The organism is Amycolatopsis sp. NPDC051903, from assembly GCF_044452505.1.
Taxonomy (GTDB): domain Bacteria; phylum Actinomycetota; class Actinomycetes; order Mycobacteriales; family Pseudonocardiaceae; genus Amycolatopsis.
In genome coordinates, this window is the sequence record NZ_JBITBT010000004.1 from 316,306 (window position 1) to 332,487 (window position 16,182).

Sequence of the window (16,182 nt, forward strand, 5' to 3'; positions counted from 1 at the left end):
CCGCTCCCCTACATCCGGAAGACGCCGAAACCACCGTCGGCGCCCTTCACTGGTCCGTTGTGGATCGCCGACAGGCTCAGCCCGAGCACGGTGCGCGTGTCGCGCGGGTCGATGATGCCGTCGTCGTAGAGCATGCCCGACAGGAACATCGGCATCGACTCGGCCTCGATCTGGTTCTCGACCATCGCCCGCATCGCCGCGTCGTTCTCCTCGCTGTACTCCTGCCCGCGGCTCGCCGCCGCCGCGCGGGCCACGATGGACAGCACCCCGGCCAGCTGCGCCGGGCCCATCACGGCCGACTTCGCGCTCGGCCACGCGAACAGGAACCGCGGGTCGTAGGCGCGCCCGCACATCCCGTAGTGCCCGGCGCCGTAGGACGCTCCCATGAGGACGGACAGGTGCGGCACCTTCGAGTTCGACACCGCGTTGATCATCATCGCGCCGTGCTTGATGATGCCGCCCTGCTCGTACTCCTTGCCGACCATGTAACCCGTGGTGTTGTGCAGGAACACCAGCGGCGTGTCGATCTGGTTGGCCAGCTGGATGAACTGCGCGGCCTTCTGCGACTCCTCGCTGAACAGCACGCCACGGGCGTTGGCGAGGATCCCAACCGGGTAACCGTGGATGGTCGCCCAGCCGGTGACCAGGCTCGAGCCGTAGAGCGGCTTGAACTCGTCGAAGTCGGAGCCGTCGACCACGCGGGCGATGACCTCGCGCGGGTCGAAGGGCACCTTGAGGTCGCTCGGCACGACGCCGAGCAGGTCGTCGGGGTCGAACAGCGGCTCGGCGTAATCGAGCTTCGGCGCCGGGCCCTGCTTGTGCCAGTTGAGCCGTTTGATGATGCTGCGGCCCAGCCGGATCGCGTCCTGTTCGTCAACCGCGAGGTAATCGGCCAGGCCCGAGGTGCGGGCGTGCATCTCGGCGCCGCCCAGCGATTCGTCGTCGGACTCCTCGCCGGTCGCCATCTTCACCAGCGGCGGGCCGCCGAGGAACACCTTCGCGCGTTCCTTGACCATCACCACGTAGTCGGACATGCCCGGCAGGTACGCGCCGCCGGCGGTCGAGTTGCCGAAGACCAAAGCTACGGTCGGCACCTTGGCCGCCGACGAGCGCGTGAGGTCGCGGAAGATCCGGCCGCCGGGGATGAAGATCTCCTTCTGCGTCGGCAGGTCCGCGCCACCCGACTCGACGAGGTTGATCACCGGCAGCCGGTTCTGCGCCGCGATGTCGGCCGCGCGGAACGACTTCTTCGTGGTCCACGGGTTGCTCGCGCCGCCCTTGACCGTCGGGTCGCTCGCGGAGATCAGGCACTCCACGCCCTCGACCACGCCGATGCCGGTGACCACGCTCGCGCCGACGCGGTAGTCCGAGCCCCACGCTGCCAGTGGTGACAGTTCCAGGAACGGCGAGTCCTCGTCGAGCAGCAGCTCGATCCGCTCGCGGGCCAGGAGCTTGCCGCGCTTGCGGTGGCGCTCCACGTACTTCTCACCGCCGCCGGCGACGGCCTTGGCCTGCTCGGCGTCGATCTCGGCGAGCTTCTCGAGCATCGCCTCCCGGTTCGCGGAGAACTCGCCCGCGCGAGTGTCCACTCCGGTCCTCAGTGTGGTCATGTGGTGTATCCCAATCGCTTCGCGGCCAGGCCGGTGAGGATCTCGGTGGTGCCACCGCCGATGCCGAGGATGCGGACGTCGCGGTAGTGCCGCTCCACTTCGGACTCACGCATGTAGCCGAACCCGCCGTGCAGCTGCACGGCCTCGTTCACGACCCATTCGGCCGCTTCGACAGCGGTGTTCTTGGCGAAACAGGCTTCGGCGATCACCTCTTCGCCGGAGACGTGCCGCACGGCGGTCTGGCGCGCGTACGTGCGCGCCACGTCCACGCGCCGGGCCATCTCGGTGAGCTTGTGCTGCACGACCTGGCGCGAGATGAGGGGACGGCCGAACGTCTCGCGCGGCCGGCACCAGCCGAGCGTGAGGTCGAGCGCCCGCTGCGCGTGCGCGTAGGCCTGCACCGCGAGCGACAGCCGCTCGGTCACGAACTGCGTGGCCACTTGCGCGAAGCCGCTGTTCTCGGCGCCCACGAGGTTCTCGGCCGGCACGCGGACGTCCACGTAGGACAGTTCGGCGGTGTCGGAGCAGGCCCAGCCCATCTTCTCCAGCTTGCGCGACACGGTGAACCCGGGTGTGCCACGTTCGACGACGAGCAGCGAAAGACCGTGCGCACCCTCGCCACCCGTGCGGACCACAGTGGTCACGAAGTCGGCACGGCAGCCGGAGGTGATGAACGTCTTGGCTCCGTTGACCACGTACTCGTCGCCCTCGCGCACGGCGGTGGTGCGCAGGCCCGCGACGTCGGAGCCGCCGTCGGGTTCGGTCACGGCGAGCGAACCGATCTTGGTACCGGCCAGCGTCGGGCGCACCCAGCGCTCGATCTGCACCGGATCGCCGGCCTCGGCGAGGTGCGGGACCGCGATGCCGCACGTGAACAGCGAGGCGAACAGCCCACCGGAACCGCCGGCGTAGTGCATCTCCTCGGCGACCACGAGCGCGTCGAGGTAGTTGCCGTCGCCGCCGCCCACGGAGTCGGGGAACGCGACGCCGAGCAGGCCGAGGTCACCGGCCTTGCGGTGCAGTTCGCGCGGCAGCTCACCCGCGCGTTCCCATTCGTCGAGGTGCGGCAGCACGTCCTTCTCGACGAACCGGCGCACGGTCGCGCGCAGTTCTTTGCGCTCGGGCGTCGCGAACGGGTCCACGATCACAGCAGCGCCTCCGGCACGTCGATCTCGCGCGCCCGCAGCCATTCGCCGAAGGCCTTGGCCTGCGGGTCGAACCGCGCCTGCGACGCCACACCCTCACCGAGGATGCCCTCGACGACGAAGTTCATCGCCCACAGGTTCGGCAGCAGGTACCGCGTCACCGGCAGTTCGGCCGTCTCGGGCAGCAGCAGGCGGAACTCCGCGACCGTCAGCCGGTGCACGAGCCACCGCCACGCCTCTTCGGAGCGCACCCACACGCCGAGGTTGGCGCTGCCACCCTTGTCGCCGCTGCGAGCGCCGAGCACGTGCCCGAGCGGGACGCGCCGCACCGGGCCCTCGGGCAGCGGCTCGGGCAGCGCGGGCTCGTCCACTTCGGTCAGCGCGAGGGTCTTCGTGGACGGTGCGATGTCGACACGTCGACCGTCGCCCAGCACGGCGACGTGCGGTACTTCACCGGAATCCACATAGGCGGCCGAGTACACGCCATACGGCGAAGCGTCCGAAGGCGGCGCGGTGACGTGGAAACCGGGGTAGCTCGCCAGCGCCAGCTCCACCGCGGCCCCGCTGAACGCGCGGCCCGCGATCTTCGGATCGGCGTCCTTGACCGCCACGTGCAGCAGCGCACTGGCCTGTTCTTCGGTGTCGGCGTCGACGTGGTCGGTGCGCGCCAGCGTCCAGCGCACCTCCGCCGGCGGCTTGCGTTCGAGAGCCGTCTCCAGCTGCTCACGCACGAGCGCGGCCTTCTCCGCCACGTCGAGTCCTGTGAGGACGAACGTCGTCTCGTTGCGGAACCCGCCGAGGCGGTTGAGCGCCACCTTGAGCGTCGGCGGCGGGGCTTCACCGGTGACGCCGCTGATGCGCACGCGGTCGGGACCGTCCGGCGTGAGCCGCAGCGTGTCGAAACGCGTGGTGACGTCGGGGTTCGCGTACCGCGCGCCGGTGATCTCGTACAGCAGCTGCGCGGTGACGGTGCCGGTGTTCACGACCCCGCCGGTGCCCGGGTGCTTGGTGATGACGCTGGAGCCGTCGGCGTGGATCTCGGCGATCGGGAAGCCCGGCACGCCGATGGGCTGCTCGCGGAAGAACGCGTAGTTGCCGCCGGTCGCCTGCGCGCCGCATTCGATCACGTGCCCGGCCGCGACGGCGCCGGCCAGCGCGTCGTAGTCCTCGCGCCCCCAGCCGAAGTGCGCGGCAGCGGGCCCGACGATCACCGACGCGTCGGTGACCCGGCCGGTGACGACCACGTCGGCGCCGGCGTTCAAGCATTCGACGATGCCCCACGCACCGAGGTAGGCGTTGGCCGTCAGCGGCTTTCCGAACCCGAGCTCGCCGGCGCGCCCGATCAGATCGTCGCCTTCCACGTGGGCGATGGTGACGTCGACGTTCAGCTTCTGCGCCAGCTCACGCAGCGCCTTCGCCAGCCCAGCCGGGTTGAGGCCTCCGGCGTTGGCGACGATCTTCACGTCCTTTTCCTTGGCCAGTGCGAGGTTCTCCTCCATCTGGCGCAGGAACGTCTTGGCGTAACCGCGTTCGGGATCCTTCATCCGGTCGCGGCCGAGGATGAGCATGGTCAGCTCGGCGAGGTAGTCACCGGTGAGCACGTCGAGCGGGCCGCCGGTGAGCATCTCGCGCACGGCCGAGAAGCGGTCGCCGTAGAAGCCCGACGCGTTGCCGATCCTGATCGGAGTGGTCATGCGAACTGCCCCGGCTTCCGGCCTTCCCCGGGCGGACCGGCGAAGGCTTGCGCGATGCCCAGCCACTCCTCGACGTCGGCGCCGGTGGCGACGAGGTCGGTGTCGGCGTGGTGACGCCGGCGCGTGATCACGAGGCAGAAGTCGACGGCGCTGCCGGTGAGGCGCTGCTCGGCATCCTCAGGGCCGAACGCCCACGTGGTGCCGTCGGGTGCGGCGAGTTCGACGCGGAACTCCTCGGTCGGCGGGGCGAGGGAGTTGAGCTTGTAGGCGAAGTCGCGGGTGCGCGTGCCGAAGCGCGCGATGTGCCACAGCCGGGCGGTGGGCTCGCGGGTCACGCCGAGCGCGTCGACCACGTCTTGGCCGTGCGCCCACGTCTCCATCATCCGCGCGGTCGCCATCGACGCGGCACTCATCGGCGGCCCGTACCACGGCAGCTTCTGCCCCTCCGGCACGGCGGCGAGCGCCTCGGCCAGCTCCCGGCGGCCCGTGCGCCACTGGTCGAGCAGCTGGTCCTTCGGCACAGCGGCGCCTTCCTCGGCCGCGAGATCGACGTAGTTCTCCCCCACACTCAGCAGGCTTTCCACTTCGGCCTGCCACTGCTCGGGGTGCGCCGCGGAGATCAGCGCCTTGCCGTCCGTCCACGCGAGGTGGGCGATCTGGTGGGCGACCGTCCAGCCCTCCGCGGGCGTCGGCCGCGCCCACCCCTCGGCCGACAGGCCGGCCACCACGTCGTCGATCGTCTGCGATTCGGCTGCCAGATCCCCGAGGATCACGCCGAGATCAGCCATCCTGCGCCTCCTTGCGTCCCTGTGGCCCAGCCTGGCACTCCCGGTACGGAAAAATCAAGCGCGCCTGATTGTTTTCTCCGGACGGGTTCCGGACCACTATTGACACATTGCCAGTAGTCCCCGGTTGTCCTACCGTTCAGTCCCATGAGCTCCTACGCGGACATCACCTACGAGGTCGCCGAGCGCGTCGCGACGGTGAAGCTCAACCGGCCCCAGGCACGCAACGGCTACACCGTGCGGATGGCCGACGAGCTCAACGACGCCGTGGACCGCGCGGACCGCGACGAGAACGTGCGGGTGGTGGTGCTGACGGGCGAGGGCAAGGACTTCTCCGTCGGCGCGGACCTGTCCGAGGGCGGGTTCGACTTCAAGCTCGGCGACGGCCCGCCCGACGGGTGGCAGGAGCCGGCCGGGCGGTGCTCGAAGCGGATCTTCACGATGAACAAGCCCGTGATCGCCGCGCTGCGCGGGGCGTCGGTGGGCGGCGGGCTGACGATCACGCTGTCGTGCGACTACCGGCTCGCGTCCGAGGACTCGAAGTTCGGGTTCGTGTTCACGCGGCGCGGAATCTACCCCGAGGGCGCGTCCGCGTGGTTCCTCCCGCGGCTCGTCGGGATGGGCACCGCGATCGACTGGATGGTGAGCGGGCGCGTGTTCGGGCCCGGGGAAGCCCTTCGCCACGGCCTCGTCCACAGCGTCCACCCGCCGGAAGCCGTGCTGGACAAGGCGTACGAGCTGGCGCGCGAGATCGTCGAGACGACCGCGCCGGTGTCGGTCGCGGTCACGCGGCAGCTGCTGTACCGCATGGCGTCCGCGCCGTCGCCGTTCGAGGTGCACGAGCTGGATTCGAAGCTCATCGGCGGACTGGCCACGAACCCCGACTCCGTCGAGGGTGTGCTGTCGTTCCTGCAGAAGCGCCCACCGGAGTTCACCCTGCGCGTCACCGACGACCTGCCGCCCTACCTGCCCTGGATCGAGGAATGACGGACTACCCGCCCGAACCGTGGCACCTCGCCGGGCAGGCGTACCTGTCGGTGTGGCTGCTGCCCGTGGCCGAACTGCCGAAACTGCCCGAAGGGGCCGAACCGCTCGTCGCCGGCGGGCACACGCCGGTCGTCACCGCGTGGTTCGACTACCGCGCGCCCGGACAGCTGAGCTACCACGAACTCCTGTGCGCCACGGCGATCCGCGGCGGACTCGCCGCGTCGATCACCGACATCTGGGTCGACAGCCCGGCCTCGCTCACGGGCGGGCGCGAGCTGTGGGGCATCCCGAAGGACCTGGCGACGCTGGACTACACCGGGGACCGCACGTTCACCGCCGCCGCGGCCACGGCCGGCGACTGGATCGCCACAGCCGCGTTTTCGCGCCGCGCCGGGCTGCCGGCCGCGCTGCCGACCCGGTTCGAGATCGCGCAGACGCTCGACGGCCGGCTCAAGCGCAGCCCCGTCTCGTCGCGCGCGAAGCTGCACGCGGCCGGCCGCGGACTGGTCGATCAACCCGTCCGGCGCGCTCGGGTTCCTCGCCGGCCGTCGCCCGATCGTGAGCGCTCAGCTGCGCGATTTCGCGCTCGTCTTCGGGGGCTGAACCCGCTCCGAGCAGGCGCTCTGAGTGATCACCTAACCCGCGAGGGTGAGGCCGCGACACGCCACCCCTTGGGGCACGTGCAGGGCCACACCCCTACATGTAGTCTCTGAGAACCGGCCACCCCCAGCGACGGGGAGACCGCTCGGGAAGGGCGGCCGGACAGTTTTGAGAAGCAGCAGCGCACGGCCTCGTCAGGTCGTGTGCCGATCGAACGCGCCCATTTTTCGAAGACACTGTTGGAGACACGCATGTCAGTGGAGACCGGTCAGCGTCCGCCGTCGTCGGCGGACCCGGCACCGAGCGCGGTTCGCGTGATCCGGCGGGACGGCAGCGTCTCGCCGTTCGACGCCGGCAAGATCAGCGTGGCGCTCACGAAGGCCTTCCTCGCCGTCGAGGGCGGCGACGCCGCCGCGTCGTCGCGCGTGCACCACGTCGTCGCCGAGCTGACCGAGCAGGTCGAGGCATCCCTGCTGCGCCACGCCGGCCCCGAGCCCGCACTGCACATCGAGCAGATCCAGGACCTCGTCGAACTGGCCCTCATGCGCGGCGAGCACCACAAGGTCGCCCGCGCCTACGTGCTCTACCGCGAGGAGCGCGCCAAGGCGCGCGAGGCCACCACGCCCGCGCCCGCCGAGGCCGCGATCAGCGTGAAGGCCGCCGACGGCGCGCTGCGCCCCCTCGACTGGGCCCGCGTGTCCCACGTCGTGGGCGAGGCCGTGGCCGGGCTCGACGACGTGTCCGCCGAGCCGGTGCTGGCCGAGGCCAAGCGCAACCTCTACGACGGCATCAGCTCCGACGAGCTCGCCCTCGCGCAGATCATGGCCGCCCGCGTGCTCGTGGAGCAGGAGCCGAACTACTCGTACGTGAGCGCCCGGCTGCTGCTGGACAAGCTGCGCGGCGAAGCGCTGAGCTACCTCGCCGGCTCGCCGCGCCAGGCCAGCCAGGACGAGATGGCCGGCGAGTACCCCCGGTACTTCCGCTCCTACCTGCGCCGCGCGATCGAGCTCGAACTCGTCGACGGGCAGCTGCAGACCTTCGACCTCGACCGGATCACCGCCGCGATCCGCCCCGAGCGCGACCTCGACTTCGGTTTCCTCGGCTTGCAGACCCTGTACGACCGGTACTTCCAGCACCACGACGGCGTGCGCTTCGAGCTGCCGCAGGCGTTCTTCATGCGCGTGGCCATGGGCCTGGCGATCCGCGAGGACGACCGCGAGGGCCGCGCGATCGAGTTCTACGAGCTGCTCTCCACGTTCCACTTCATGGCCAGCACCCCGACGCTGTTCAACTCGGGCACCACGCGCCCGCAGCTGTCCTCGTGCTTCCTGACCACTGTGGACGACGACCTGGACTCCATCTTCCAGGCGTACAAGAACAACGCGCTGCTGGCCAAGTACTCGGGCGGGCTCGGCAACGACTGGACCCCGGTCCGCGGCCTCGGTGCCCACATCAAGGGCACCAACGGCCAGTCGCAGGGGGTCGTGCCGTTCCTCAAGATCGCCAACGACACCGCGGTCGCCGTGAACCAGGGCGGCAAGCGCAAGGGCGCGGCGTGCGCGTACCTCGAGACCTGGCACGTGGACATCGAGGAATTCCTCGACCTGCGCAAGAACACCGGTGACGACCGCCGCCGCACGCACGACATGAACACGGCCAACTGGGTGCCGGACGAGTTCCTGCGCCGCGTCGAGGCCGACGCGCAGTGGACGCTGTTCTCGCCGAACGAGACGCCGGACCTGCACGACCTCTACGGCACCGCGTTCGCCGAGCGCTACCGCGAGTACGAGGCCGCCGCCGACCGCGGCGAGATCAAGGTGTTCCGGCGCGTGCGCGCGGTCGAACTGTGGCGCCGCATGCTGACCATGCTGTTCGAGACCGGCCACCCCTGGATCACGTTCAAGGACCCGTGCAACCTGCGTTCGCCGCAGCAGCACAGCGGCGTGGTGCACTCCTCGAACCTGTGCACCGAGATCACGCTGAACACCAGCACCGACGAGGTCGCGGTCTGCAACCTCGGCTCGGTCAACCTGCTCAAGCACGTGACGCCCGAGGGTCTCGACACGAAGCGGCTCGAGAAGACCGTGCGCACCGCCGTGCGGATGCTCGACAACGTGATCGACATCAACTTCTACACGATCCCGGAGGCGCGCCGCTCCAACCTGCGCCACCGCCCGATCGGGCTGGGGCTGATGGGTTTCCAGGACGCGCTGTTCGAGCTGGGCCTGCCGCTGTCGTCGGAGGCGGCCGTGCAGTTCGCCGACGAGAGCATGGAGCACATCTCCTACTACGCGATCTCGGCCTCGACCGACCTCGCCGAGGAGCGCGGCGCGTACCAGTCGTTCGAGGGTTCGCTGTGGAGCCGCGGCGTGCTGCCGATCGACTCGATGCAGCTGCTGATCGACGCGCGCCAGGGCGACGCCCTCGACGTCGACACCTCCACCACACTCGACTGGGCGCCGCTGCGCGAGCGCGTGAAGACCGTCGGCATGCGCAACTCCAACGTGATGGCGATCGCGCCGACCGCGACGATCTCCAACATCTGCGGCGTGGGCCAGTCGATCGAGCCGCTGTTCCAGAACCTGTACGTGAAGTCGAACATGTCGGGCGACTTCACCGTGGTGAACCCGCACCTGGTCCGCTCGCTCAAGGCGCGCGGCCTGTGGGACGAGGTCATGGTGAGCGACCTGAAGTACTTCGACGGCAGCCTCGGCCAGATCGACCGCGTGCCGGACGACCTGAAGGCGCTGTACGCCACGGCGTTCGAGATCGAGTCGAAGTGGCTGGTGGACGCCGGTTCGCGGCGCCAGAAGTGGATCGACCAGGCGCAGTCGCTGAACCTGTACATCGCGGCGCCGAGCGGGCGCAAGCTCGACAACCTGTACCGCTACGCGTGGCACAAGGGCCTCAAGACCACGTACTACCTGCGGGCGCAGTCCGCGACGCACGTGGAGAAGAGCACCCTGCGCGGCACGGACGGCAAGCTCAACGCGGTGTCCGCCGCTCCGGCCGCGGCCGCTCCGGCTGCTTCGCCTTCGCCGTCGCCGTCGGCGGCTGTCCCCGCGAGCCCGGCTGCAGCTGTCCCGGCTGCGTCGCCCTCGCCGTCCGCCGCGGTCCCCGCGACCCCGCCGGCCGCGAAGCCGGAGCCCCAGGAGCTGCCGAAGGTCGAGGACGTCGACTTCGTCGCCACCGAGGGCGCGGCCTGCCGCATCGACGACCCGGACTGCGAAGCCTGCCAGTGACCCCCTCGCGGGTGGCGGTGCTCCCGCGCACCGCCACCCGCGGCATTCCTTGGAGCCATTTCTGATGACCAACGTGGAGACCACGGCCACCGGCCTCGGCGAGATCGAGGTCGGCGCGGCCCGGATCAACGTCGACGACAAGCGCATGATCAACGCGCGCGCCGACGTGAACCAGCTGCTGCCCATGAAGTACCGCTGGGCGTGGGACAAGTACCTCGCGGCGTGCAACAACCACTGGATGCCGACCGAGGTCGCCATGCAGGCCGACATCGCGCTGTGGAAGTCGCCCGACGGGCTGACCGAAGACGAGCGCCAGATGCTCAAGCGCAACCTGGGCTTCTTCGCCACGGCGGAGTCCTTGGTGGCCAACAACATCGTGCTCGCGGTGTACCGCCAGATCACCAACCCCGAGTGCCGCCAGTACCTGCTGCGCCAGGCGTTCGAGGAGGCCGTGCACACGCACACCTTCCAGTACATCTGCGAAAGCCTCGGCCTGGTCGAGGGCGAGCTGTTCAACATGTACCGCGAGGTGCCGTCCATTTCGGACAAGGACGCGTGGGCGCTGAAGTACACGCAGCACCTGGAGGACCCGGACTTCGAGACCGGCACGCCGGAGGCCGACCAGGCGTTCCTGCGCGACCTCGTGGCGTTCTACGTGATCTTCGAGGGCATGTGGTTCTACACCGGCTTCGCGCAGATCCTGTCGCTCGGCCGGCGCAACAAGATGGTCGGCATCGCCGAGCAGTACCAGTACATCCTGCGCGACGAGTCGATCCACCTGAACTTCGGCATCGACTGCATCAACCAGATCAAGATCGAGAACCCGCACCTGTGGACGGACGAGTTCCAGGCCGAGGTGCGCGGGATGCTGCAGGAGGCGTGCGAGCTCGAGGTCGCCTACGCGCGCGACACCATGCCGCGCGGCATGCTGGGCCTCTCGGCGCAGCTGTGCGAGCAGTACATGCACTTCATCACCGACCGGCGCGCCCAGCAGATCGGCCTCGCGCCGATCTTCGGGGAGGCGGAGAACCCGTTCCCGTGGATGTCGGAGGCGATGGACCTGAAGAAGGAGAAGAACTTCTTCGAGACCCGCGTCATCGAGTACCAGTCCGGCGGCGCCCTCGACTGGGACTGACCCGCGCTCCGGGGCACGCCCAGGACTCGGCCACGCCACTGGTTCGCCAGTGCGTGGCCGAGTTCGTTCCGGCTCTGCTCCGGTGAGGCAACCGGGAAACGACGCGCCCACCTGACCGATGCGGCTCTCGCGTGGTGCTCGGCGAGCCGGCTGTTCCGATCAGACCGCGTTCACCGATCCGCGGCAGATCCCGTGGCAGGGCAAGGATCACCCGGATGGATCGAGCCACGGGTGTTGTCATTCGGTCAACAAGGGAGCACGGTGGGAGGTGCACCGGTTCCGCCAGCGAAGGTTGGGTCGCCATGACGAGCGCGGCAACGAAGGTCGGGAAAGTCGCCGAGAGCCTGCGTGAGCGCGTACCACCGCTGACGTCGATGCCCTTGCCCCGCACGGTGGACCGCCGGTGGCAGTCGGCGACCTACCCCGTCCGGGAGCTCGCGGCGCCGCCCGCCGGCAGTGGTCTCAAGCCCGTGCTCGGTGACGACGGCCCGCCCGTGGTCGGGCACGCGCTCGAGATGATGCGCTTCGGCCTGGACTTCAGCCTCCGCCGCTACGAGAAGTACGGCCCCGTCTCGTGGATGGGCGGGTTCGGCCGGCGGATCGTGTCGCTGTCCGGCCCGGAGGCGACGCAGATCGCGCTCGTCAACAAGGACAAGGCCTTCTCGCAGGAGGGCTGGAAGTTCTTCATCGAGAAGTTCTTCGACCGCGGCCTCATGCTGCTCGACTTCGGCGAGCACCACCTGCACCGGCGGATCATGCAGAGCGCGTTCACGCGTGAGCGGCTCGTGGGCTACGTCGGGCAGATGGGCCCGGCCCTGCGCGCGGGGATCGAGGCCTGGCCCGGCGGCACGCGGCCGCGGCTGTACTGGGCGCTCAAGCAGCTGACGCTCGACGTCGCCACGCGCGTGTTCATGGACATGCGCTCCCCCGGTGACGCGATGCGGATCAACCGCGCGTTCGTCAGCACCGTCCGCGCGGGCACGGCGATCGTGCGCTACCCGGTGCCGGGCGGGCGCTGGTCCGCGGGCCTGCGCGGGCGGCGGCTGCTGGAGCGCTACTTCGGCGAAACCCTGCCGGAGAAGCGGCGCGCGGGCGGCGACGACCTGTTCGCGGCACTGTGCACCGCCACCGACGAGGACGGCGACCGGTTCACCGATGCGGACATCGTCAACCACATGATCTTCCTGATGATGGCCGCGCACGACACCACGACCATCACCAGCAGCGCCATGGCCTACTACCTGGCCAAGCACCCGGAGTGGCAGGAGCGCGCCCGCGCGGAGTCGCTCGCCCTCGGCGACGACGTGCCGGACATCGAGGCGCTCGAAAGCCTCGAGACGCTCGACCTCGTGATGAAGGAGTCGCTGCGGCTGCGGGCGCCGGTACCGTCGCTGGCCCGCAAGACGACCAAGGACACCGAGGTGCTCGGGCACTACCTGCCGGCGGGCACGCTGCTCGGCGTGTCCCCCACGCTCAACCACTTCACGCCGGAGTGCTGGACCGACCCGCTGCGCTTCGACCCCGAGCGGTTCGCGGAGCCGCGGCGCGAGGACAAGTCGCACCGGTTCGCGTGGATGCCCTTCGGCGGCGGCGCGCACAAGTGCATCGGCCTGCACTTCGGTTCGCTCGAGGTGAAGGCGCTCATGCACGAGATGCTGCGGACCTTCCGCTGGTCCGTGCCCGAAAACTACACCGCACGCTGGGACTACGTGTCGCTTCCGGTCCCCGCCGACGGACTGCCGGTGCGTCTCGAATATCGTTGACCAACGCCGTGGGAGGCGGCGGAGCAGGGGCTGAAACCGGACGAACGGGGAAGACACGTTTGTGCACTCAAGGTGACATCACGTCACCATTTGTGTAGGTTCCATCACTCGTTCAGCCGGTAGACACCCCGTTTCGCGCGTGGTGCCGTGGCATCACTCACGGCCAACTCATACCTAGTGTGGGTCTGTGGATCGACGCACCGGGTCTGAGCTGGCTTTTGTCCGCGCATGAAGAGGTGGAGAGTGCCTGAGCCTGGTGCCGCGCCAGGGTTGGTCGACGTCGCGCGCAAGTTCGCGGCGACGCTGACCGACACGAAAGGAGTAACGCTTCCGCCTGCGGAACTGGAGCGGCTCCTGCTCGAATTCGCCCAGCAGGTCGTGGACACCGCGACCCCGGCGCACGAGGGCGCCTTGCTGCGCTTCACCACGCTCTTCTCCGCCGCGCCGATCGGGATCGCACTCGCCGACACGTCCGGCGAGATCGTGGAGGTCAACGCCGCGCTGGCCAAGCTGCTCGGCTCCACCCAGGAACGGTTGAAGGGCCGGCACCTCGCCGACCTGGCCGCCACCGGCCACGACGCCACGCGCCTGCGCGAGAGCCTCGAGCGCATGACCCTCACCGGCGGCGACCGGCACACCGAACGCGGCGTGCACCTCGACCACAGCGAGGACGGCGGCCTCACCACCAACGTCACGCTCGCGTGGCTGCCCGGCGACCGGCCCGGCACGCAGTTCCCCGTGCTCATGGCCGCGGACGCCGACGACCTGCACCTGCTCGGCGAGCGGCTGCTGCACCAGAACCTCCACGACCCGCTCACGGGCCTGCCCAACACCTCGGCGTTCACCACGCGCCTCGAAGCCGCGTTCGGTGTGCCGCACCCCGCCGAGATCGCGTTGGTGTACCTCGACATCGACGGCTTCAAGGTGATCAACGACGGGCTCGGCCCCGGCGTCGGCGACCAGGTGCTCAAGGAGATCGCGAACAAGCTCGCGGCCGTGTTCACCGGGCACCACGACGGGTACGTGGCGCGGCTGTCCGGCGACGGGTTCGCCGTGCTGCTGCGCGGCGAAGACCTCACGCGCAGCAAGGTGGTCGCGCTCGTCGACCGCGCGCTGGAGGACCTGAACGAGCCGATCTACCTCGGCGGGCACGGCATCGGCGTCAGCGCGAGCGCCGGCGTCGTCGTGGGGGCCTGCCCCGGCGGCGGTCACGCCGAGCTGCTGCGGGCCGCGGAGCTCGCGCTGCACCGGGCCAAGGAACAGGGCAAGGCGCAGTGGATGCTGTTCGACCCCGCCCAGGACGCGCGGGACCGCAGCCGCTACCAGCTCGGCGCCGTGATCGCCGGCGCGCTGGAGAACGGTGAGTTCTCCCTGATCTACCAGCCGACCGTGAAGCTCGCGAAGCCCGACGAGATCGCGGCCGTGAACGCGGGCCTGCGCTGGAACCACCCGGAGAAGGGCGAGCTCGGCTCCGACGAGTTCTACCCGCTCGCGCAGACCACCGGCATGACCATCCCGCTCGGCAAGTGGCTGCTCGCCGAGTCGCTGGCCGCGACGGCGCGCTGGCGCTCGCGCTACGGCGACGCGGCACCGGACGTGTGCATCCGGCTGCCGAAGCGCCTCGCGACCGACGAGGACCTGGTCATGCTGGTCAAGGAACAGCTCGACCGCCACGACCTGCCGGCCCGGGCGCTGCGGCTGTGCACCGACCGCCAGTCGATGTTCACCGACGAAGGCGAAGTGCTCGACTCGTTCACGGTGCTCGCGGACCTCGGCGCCCAGCTCGTGCTCACGATCTCCGGCTCGGCGGACCTGGAGCTCATCCCCCGCCACGGCCTGCCCGTGCGGCACGTGATCCTCAGCGGCCCGGTCATCGACGCGCTCGCCGACGGCGGCACGGAAGCCGACGTGCGCCACGTCCGCCAGCTCGTCGAGCGCGGCAAGGAGCTCAAGCTGCGCATCGGCGCGGAGGGCGTGCGCAGCGCCGAGCACGCCGCGCGGCTGCGGGAGCTGGGAGTGCTCGCCGCGCGCGGTTCGTTCGTCGCGGACTCGGCGACGGGCGACGAAGTCGACGAAATGATCGAGCGCCACGCGCGCTGACCCATCCGGTCGCGCGGCGGCGCCGAAGACCGGGGAGGATCTTCCCGACCGTCCCCGCCGACCGAAAGGGACCCGATGGACACCGGCGACCTCGCCCCCGACTTCACCCTCTCCGACGACCAGGGCGCCGAGCGCGCCCTGTCCGGCTTCCTGGCCTCCGGCCCGGTCGTGCTGTTCTTCTACCCGGCCGCGATGACGAGCGGGTGCACCGCCGAGAGCTGCCACTTCCGCGACCTGGCCGCCGAGTTCGCCGAAGTGGGTGCCCACCGCGTCGGCATCAGCCCGGACGAGATCGTCAAGCAGCGCCTGTTCTCCGAGACCCACGGCTTCGACTACCCCCTGCTGTCCGATGTGGACGGTGTGGTCGCGAAGCAGTTCGGGGTGTGGCGCAAGTTCATCCCGTTGCACACCAAGCGCACCACGTTCGTCATCGACACCGACCGGCGCGTGCTGGACGTGATCAAGAGCGAGCTGAACTTCACCGCGCACGCCGACCGGGCGCTGAAGGTGTTGCGGGAGCGCGAGAACGCCGCCTGACGCTCAGGCGGGCCGCTCGAGCCGCCACACCCAGTCGTTGCCCGAGCAGGCGGGCGCGAGAGCGTCGGCCGCGGCTTCCTTGTGGTGCAAGGTGAAACCGAGCCGCTGGGGGATGGCGCCGCTGCGGGTGTTGAGCTCGTCGTGCAAGATCGTGACGTGCGGGGCGCCCAGCCGCCAGGCCTCCGCGATGAGCAGGGTCGTGGCGCGGGTCGCGTAGCCGTGCCCGGTGCAGGACCGCGCGAGCCAGTAGCCGATCTCCCGGCCGTCGCCGCGGCGCATGAGGCCGCAGCCGCCCGCGAGCGTGCCGTCGGCGGTGCGGATGGCGTACTCGTAGCCCTCGCCCGACGCCCACCGCTCGGCGGCGCCGGTGAGGAACTCCTCACCCTCGGCCGGGCCGTAGCCGTTCGTCGCCCAGATCAGCCACGCGCCGACGTGCTCGAGGGACCCCGCGACCGTGGCGACGAGCACGTCGAGGTCTTCGGGACGCCAGCGCTCGAGCGTCACCACGCCGTCGGTGAGGGTGTCCATGCACCCATCGTGACAGCAGAACGGCGCCGGGGCCCGCCGTTTCGCACGGCGGGCCC

At 70.0% G+C, this 16,182-nt stretch carries 11 protein-coding genes and 1 pseudogene; 7 read left to right on the plus strand and 5 right to left on the minus strand.

The features are described from left to right. Nucleotides 1–8: 8 nt before the first annotated feature. From ACIA77_RS12465 to ACIA77_RS12480, 4 genes are read right to left on the minus strand one after another with little or no spacing between them, the layout of a single operon-like run. The gene (locus ACIA77_RS12465) at nt 9–1,610 is read right to left on the minus strand and encodes an acyl-CoA carboxylase subunit beta (protein ID WP_395885937.1); all 1,602 of its coding nucleotides are present in this window, start codon (nt 1,608–1,610) and stop codon (nt 9–11) included. After that, a complete protein-coding gene (locus tag ACIA77_RS12470; RefSeq protein ID WP_395886202.1) occupies nt 1,607–2,755 on the minus strand; it encodes an acyl-CoA dehydrogenase family protein in 1,149 nt (382 codons plus the stop codon). The genes ACIA77_RS12465 and ACIA77_RS12470 overlap by 4 nt, the downstream gene beginning before the upstream one ends. Further along, complete coding sequence (locus ACIA77_RS12475; RefSeq protein ID WP_395885938.1) at nt 2,755–4,449, minus strand: acyclic terpene utilization AtuA family protein; 1,695 nt, start codon at nt 4,447–4,449, stop codon at nt 2,755–2,757. The genes ACIA77_RS12470 and ACIA77_RS12475 overlap by 1 nt, the downstream gene beginning before the upstream one ends. After that, on the minus strand, nt 4,446–5,237 hold the full coding sequence (locus ACIA77_RS12480) for a TIGR03084 family metal-binding protein (protein ID WP_395885939.1): 792 nt from the start codon (nt 5,235–5,237) through the stop codon (nt 4,446–4,448). The genes ACIA77_RS12475 and ACIA77_RS12480 overlap by 4 nt, the downstream gene beginning before the upstream one ends. Before the next feature lie 144 nt (nt 5,238–5,381). On the opposite strand from ACIA77_RS12480, the gene ACIA77_RS12485 reads away from it, so the two are divergent. From ACIA77_RS12485 to ACIA77_RS12515, 7 genes and pseudogenes are all read left to right on the plus strand, one after another. Beyond that, nucleotides 5,382–6,221, plus strand: coding sequence for an enoyl-CoA hydratase-related protein (locus tag ACIA77_RS12485; RefSeq protein WP_395885940.1), 840 nt, complete (start codon nt 5,382–5,384; stop codon nt 6,219–6,221). Continuing rightward, nucleotides 6,218–6,824, plus strand: a pseudogene (locus ACIA77_RS12490) (acetoacetate decarboxylase family protein). The gene ACIA77_RS12485 and the pseudogene ACIA77_RS12490 overlap by 4 nt, the downstream one beginning before the upstream one ends. 248 nt (nt 6,825–7,072) lie before the next feature. After that, nucleotides 7,073–10,063 carry a ribonucleoside-diphosphate reductase subunit alpha gene (locus tag ACIA77_RS12495; protein ID WP_395885941.1) on the plus strand — a complete coding sequence of 997 codons (2,991 nt, stop codon included), beginning with the start codon at nt 7,073–7,075 and terminating at the stop codon, nt 10,061–10,063. Nucleotides 10,064–10,127: 64 nt separating this feature from the next. Beyond that, entirely contained in the window at nt 10,128–11,198 is a 1,071-nt protein-coding gene (locus ACIA77_RS12500) for a ribonucleotide-diphosphate reductase subunit beta (protein WP_395885942.1), read from the plus strand. A gap of 302 nt (nt 11,199–11,500) precedes the next feature. After that, the gene (locus ACIA77_RS12505) at nt 11,501–12,961 is read left to right on the plus strand and encodes a cytochrome P450 (protein ID WP_395885943.1); all 1,461 of its coding nucleotides are present in this window, start codon (nt 11,501–11,503) and stop codon (nt 12,959–12,961) included. A gap of 243 nt (nt 12,962–13,204) precedes the next feature. Then, nucleotides 13,205–15,061: an EAL domain-containing protein gene (locus ACIA77_RS12510; RefSeq protein ID WP_395885944.1), complete on the plus strand. Its 1,857-nt coding sequence runs from the start codon at nt 13,205–13,207 to the stop codon at nt 15,059–15,061. Nucleotides 15,062–15,136: 75 nt separating this feature from the next. Further along, on the plus strand, nt 15,137–15,598 hold the full coding sequence (locus ACIA77_RS12515) for a peroxiredoxin (protein WP_395885945.1): 462 nt from the start codon (nt 15,137–15,139) through the stop codon (nt 15,596–15,598). Between the two features lie 3 nt (nt 15,599–15,601). On the opposite strand, the gene ACIA77_RS12520 is transcribed toward ACIA77_RS12515, so the two are convergent. Further along, a complete protein-coding gene (locus ACIA77_RS12520) occupies nt 15,602–16,126 on the minus strand; it encodes a GNAT family N-acetyltransferase (protein WP_395885946.1) in 525 nt (174 codons plus the stop codon). Between the last annotated feature and the right edge of the window lie 56 nt (nt 16,127–16,182).

Excerpts from the sequence above, each read along its gene's own strand:
- ACIA77_RS12465 (WP_395885937.1), bottom strand. The coding sequence starts at position 1,610 with ATGACCACACTGAGGACCGGAGTGGACACTCGCGCGGGCGAGTTCTCC.
- ACIA77_RS12475 (WP_395885938.1), bottom strand. The coding sequence starts at position 4,449 with ATGACCACTCCGATCAGGATCGGCAACGCGTCGGGCTTCTACGGCGAC.
- ACIA77_RS12480 (WP_395885939.1), bottom strand. The coding sequence starts at position 5,237 with ATGGCTGATCTCGGCGTGATCCTCGGGGATCTGGCAGCCGAATCGCAG.
- ACIA77_RS12485 (WP_395885940.1), top strand. The coding sequence starts at position 5,382 with ATGAGCTCCTACGCGGACATCACCTACGAGGTCGCCGAGCGCGTCGCG.
- ACIA77_RS12495 (WP_395885941.1), top strand. The coding sequence starts at position 7,073 with ATGTCAGTGGAGACCGGTCAGCGTCCGCCGTCGTCGGCGGACCCGGCA.
- ACIA77_RS12500 (WP_395885942.1), top strand. The coding sequence starts at position 10,128 with ATGACCAACGTGGAGACCACGGCCACCGGCCTCGGCGAGATCGAGGTC.
- ACIA77_RS12505 (WP_395885943.1), top strand. The coding sequence starts at position 11,501 with ATGACGAGCGCGGCAACGAAGGTCGGGAAAGTCGCCGAGAGCCTGCGT.
- ACIA77_RS12515 (WP_395885945.1), top strand. The coding sequence starts at position 15,137 with ATGGACACCGGCGACCTCGCCCCCGACTTCACCCTCTCCGACGACCAG.
- ACIA77_RS12520 (WP_395885946.1), bottom strand. The coding sequence starts at position 16,126 with ATGGACACCCTCACCGACGGCGTGGTGACGCTCGAGCGCTGGCGTCCC.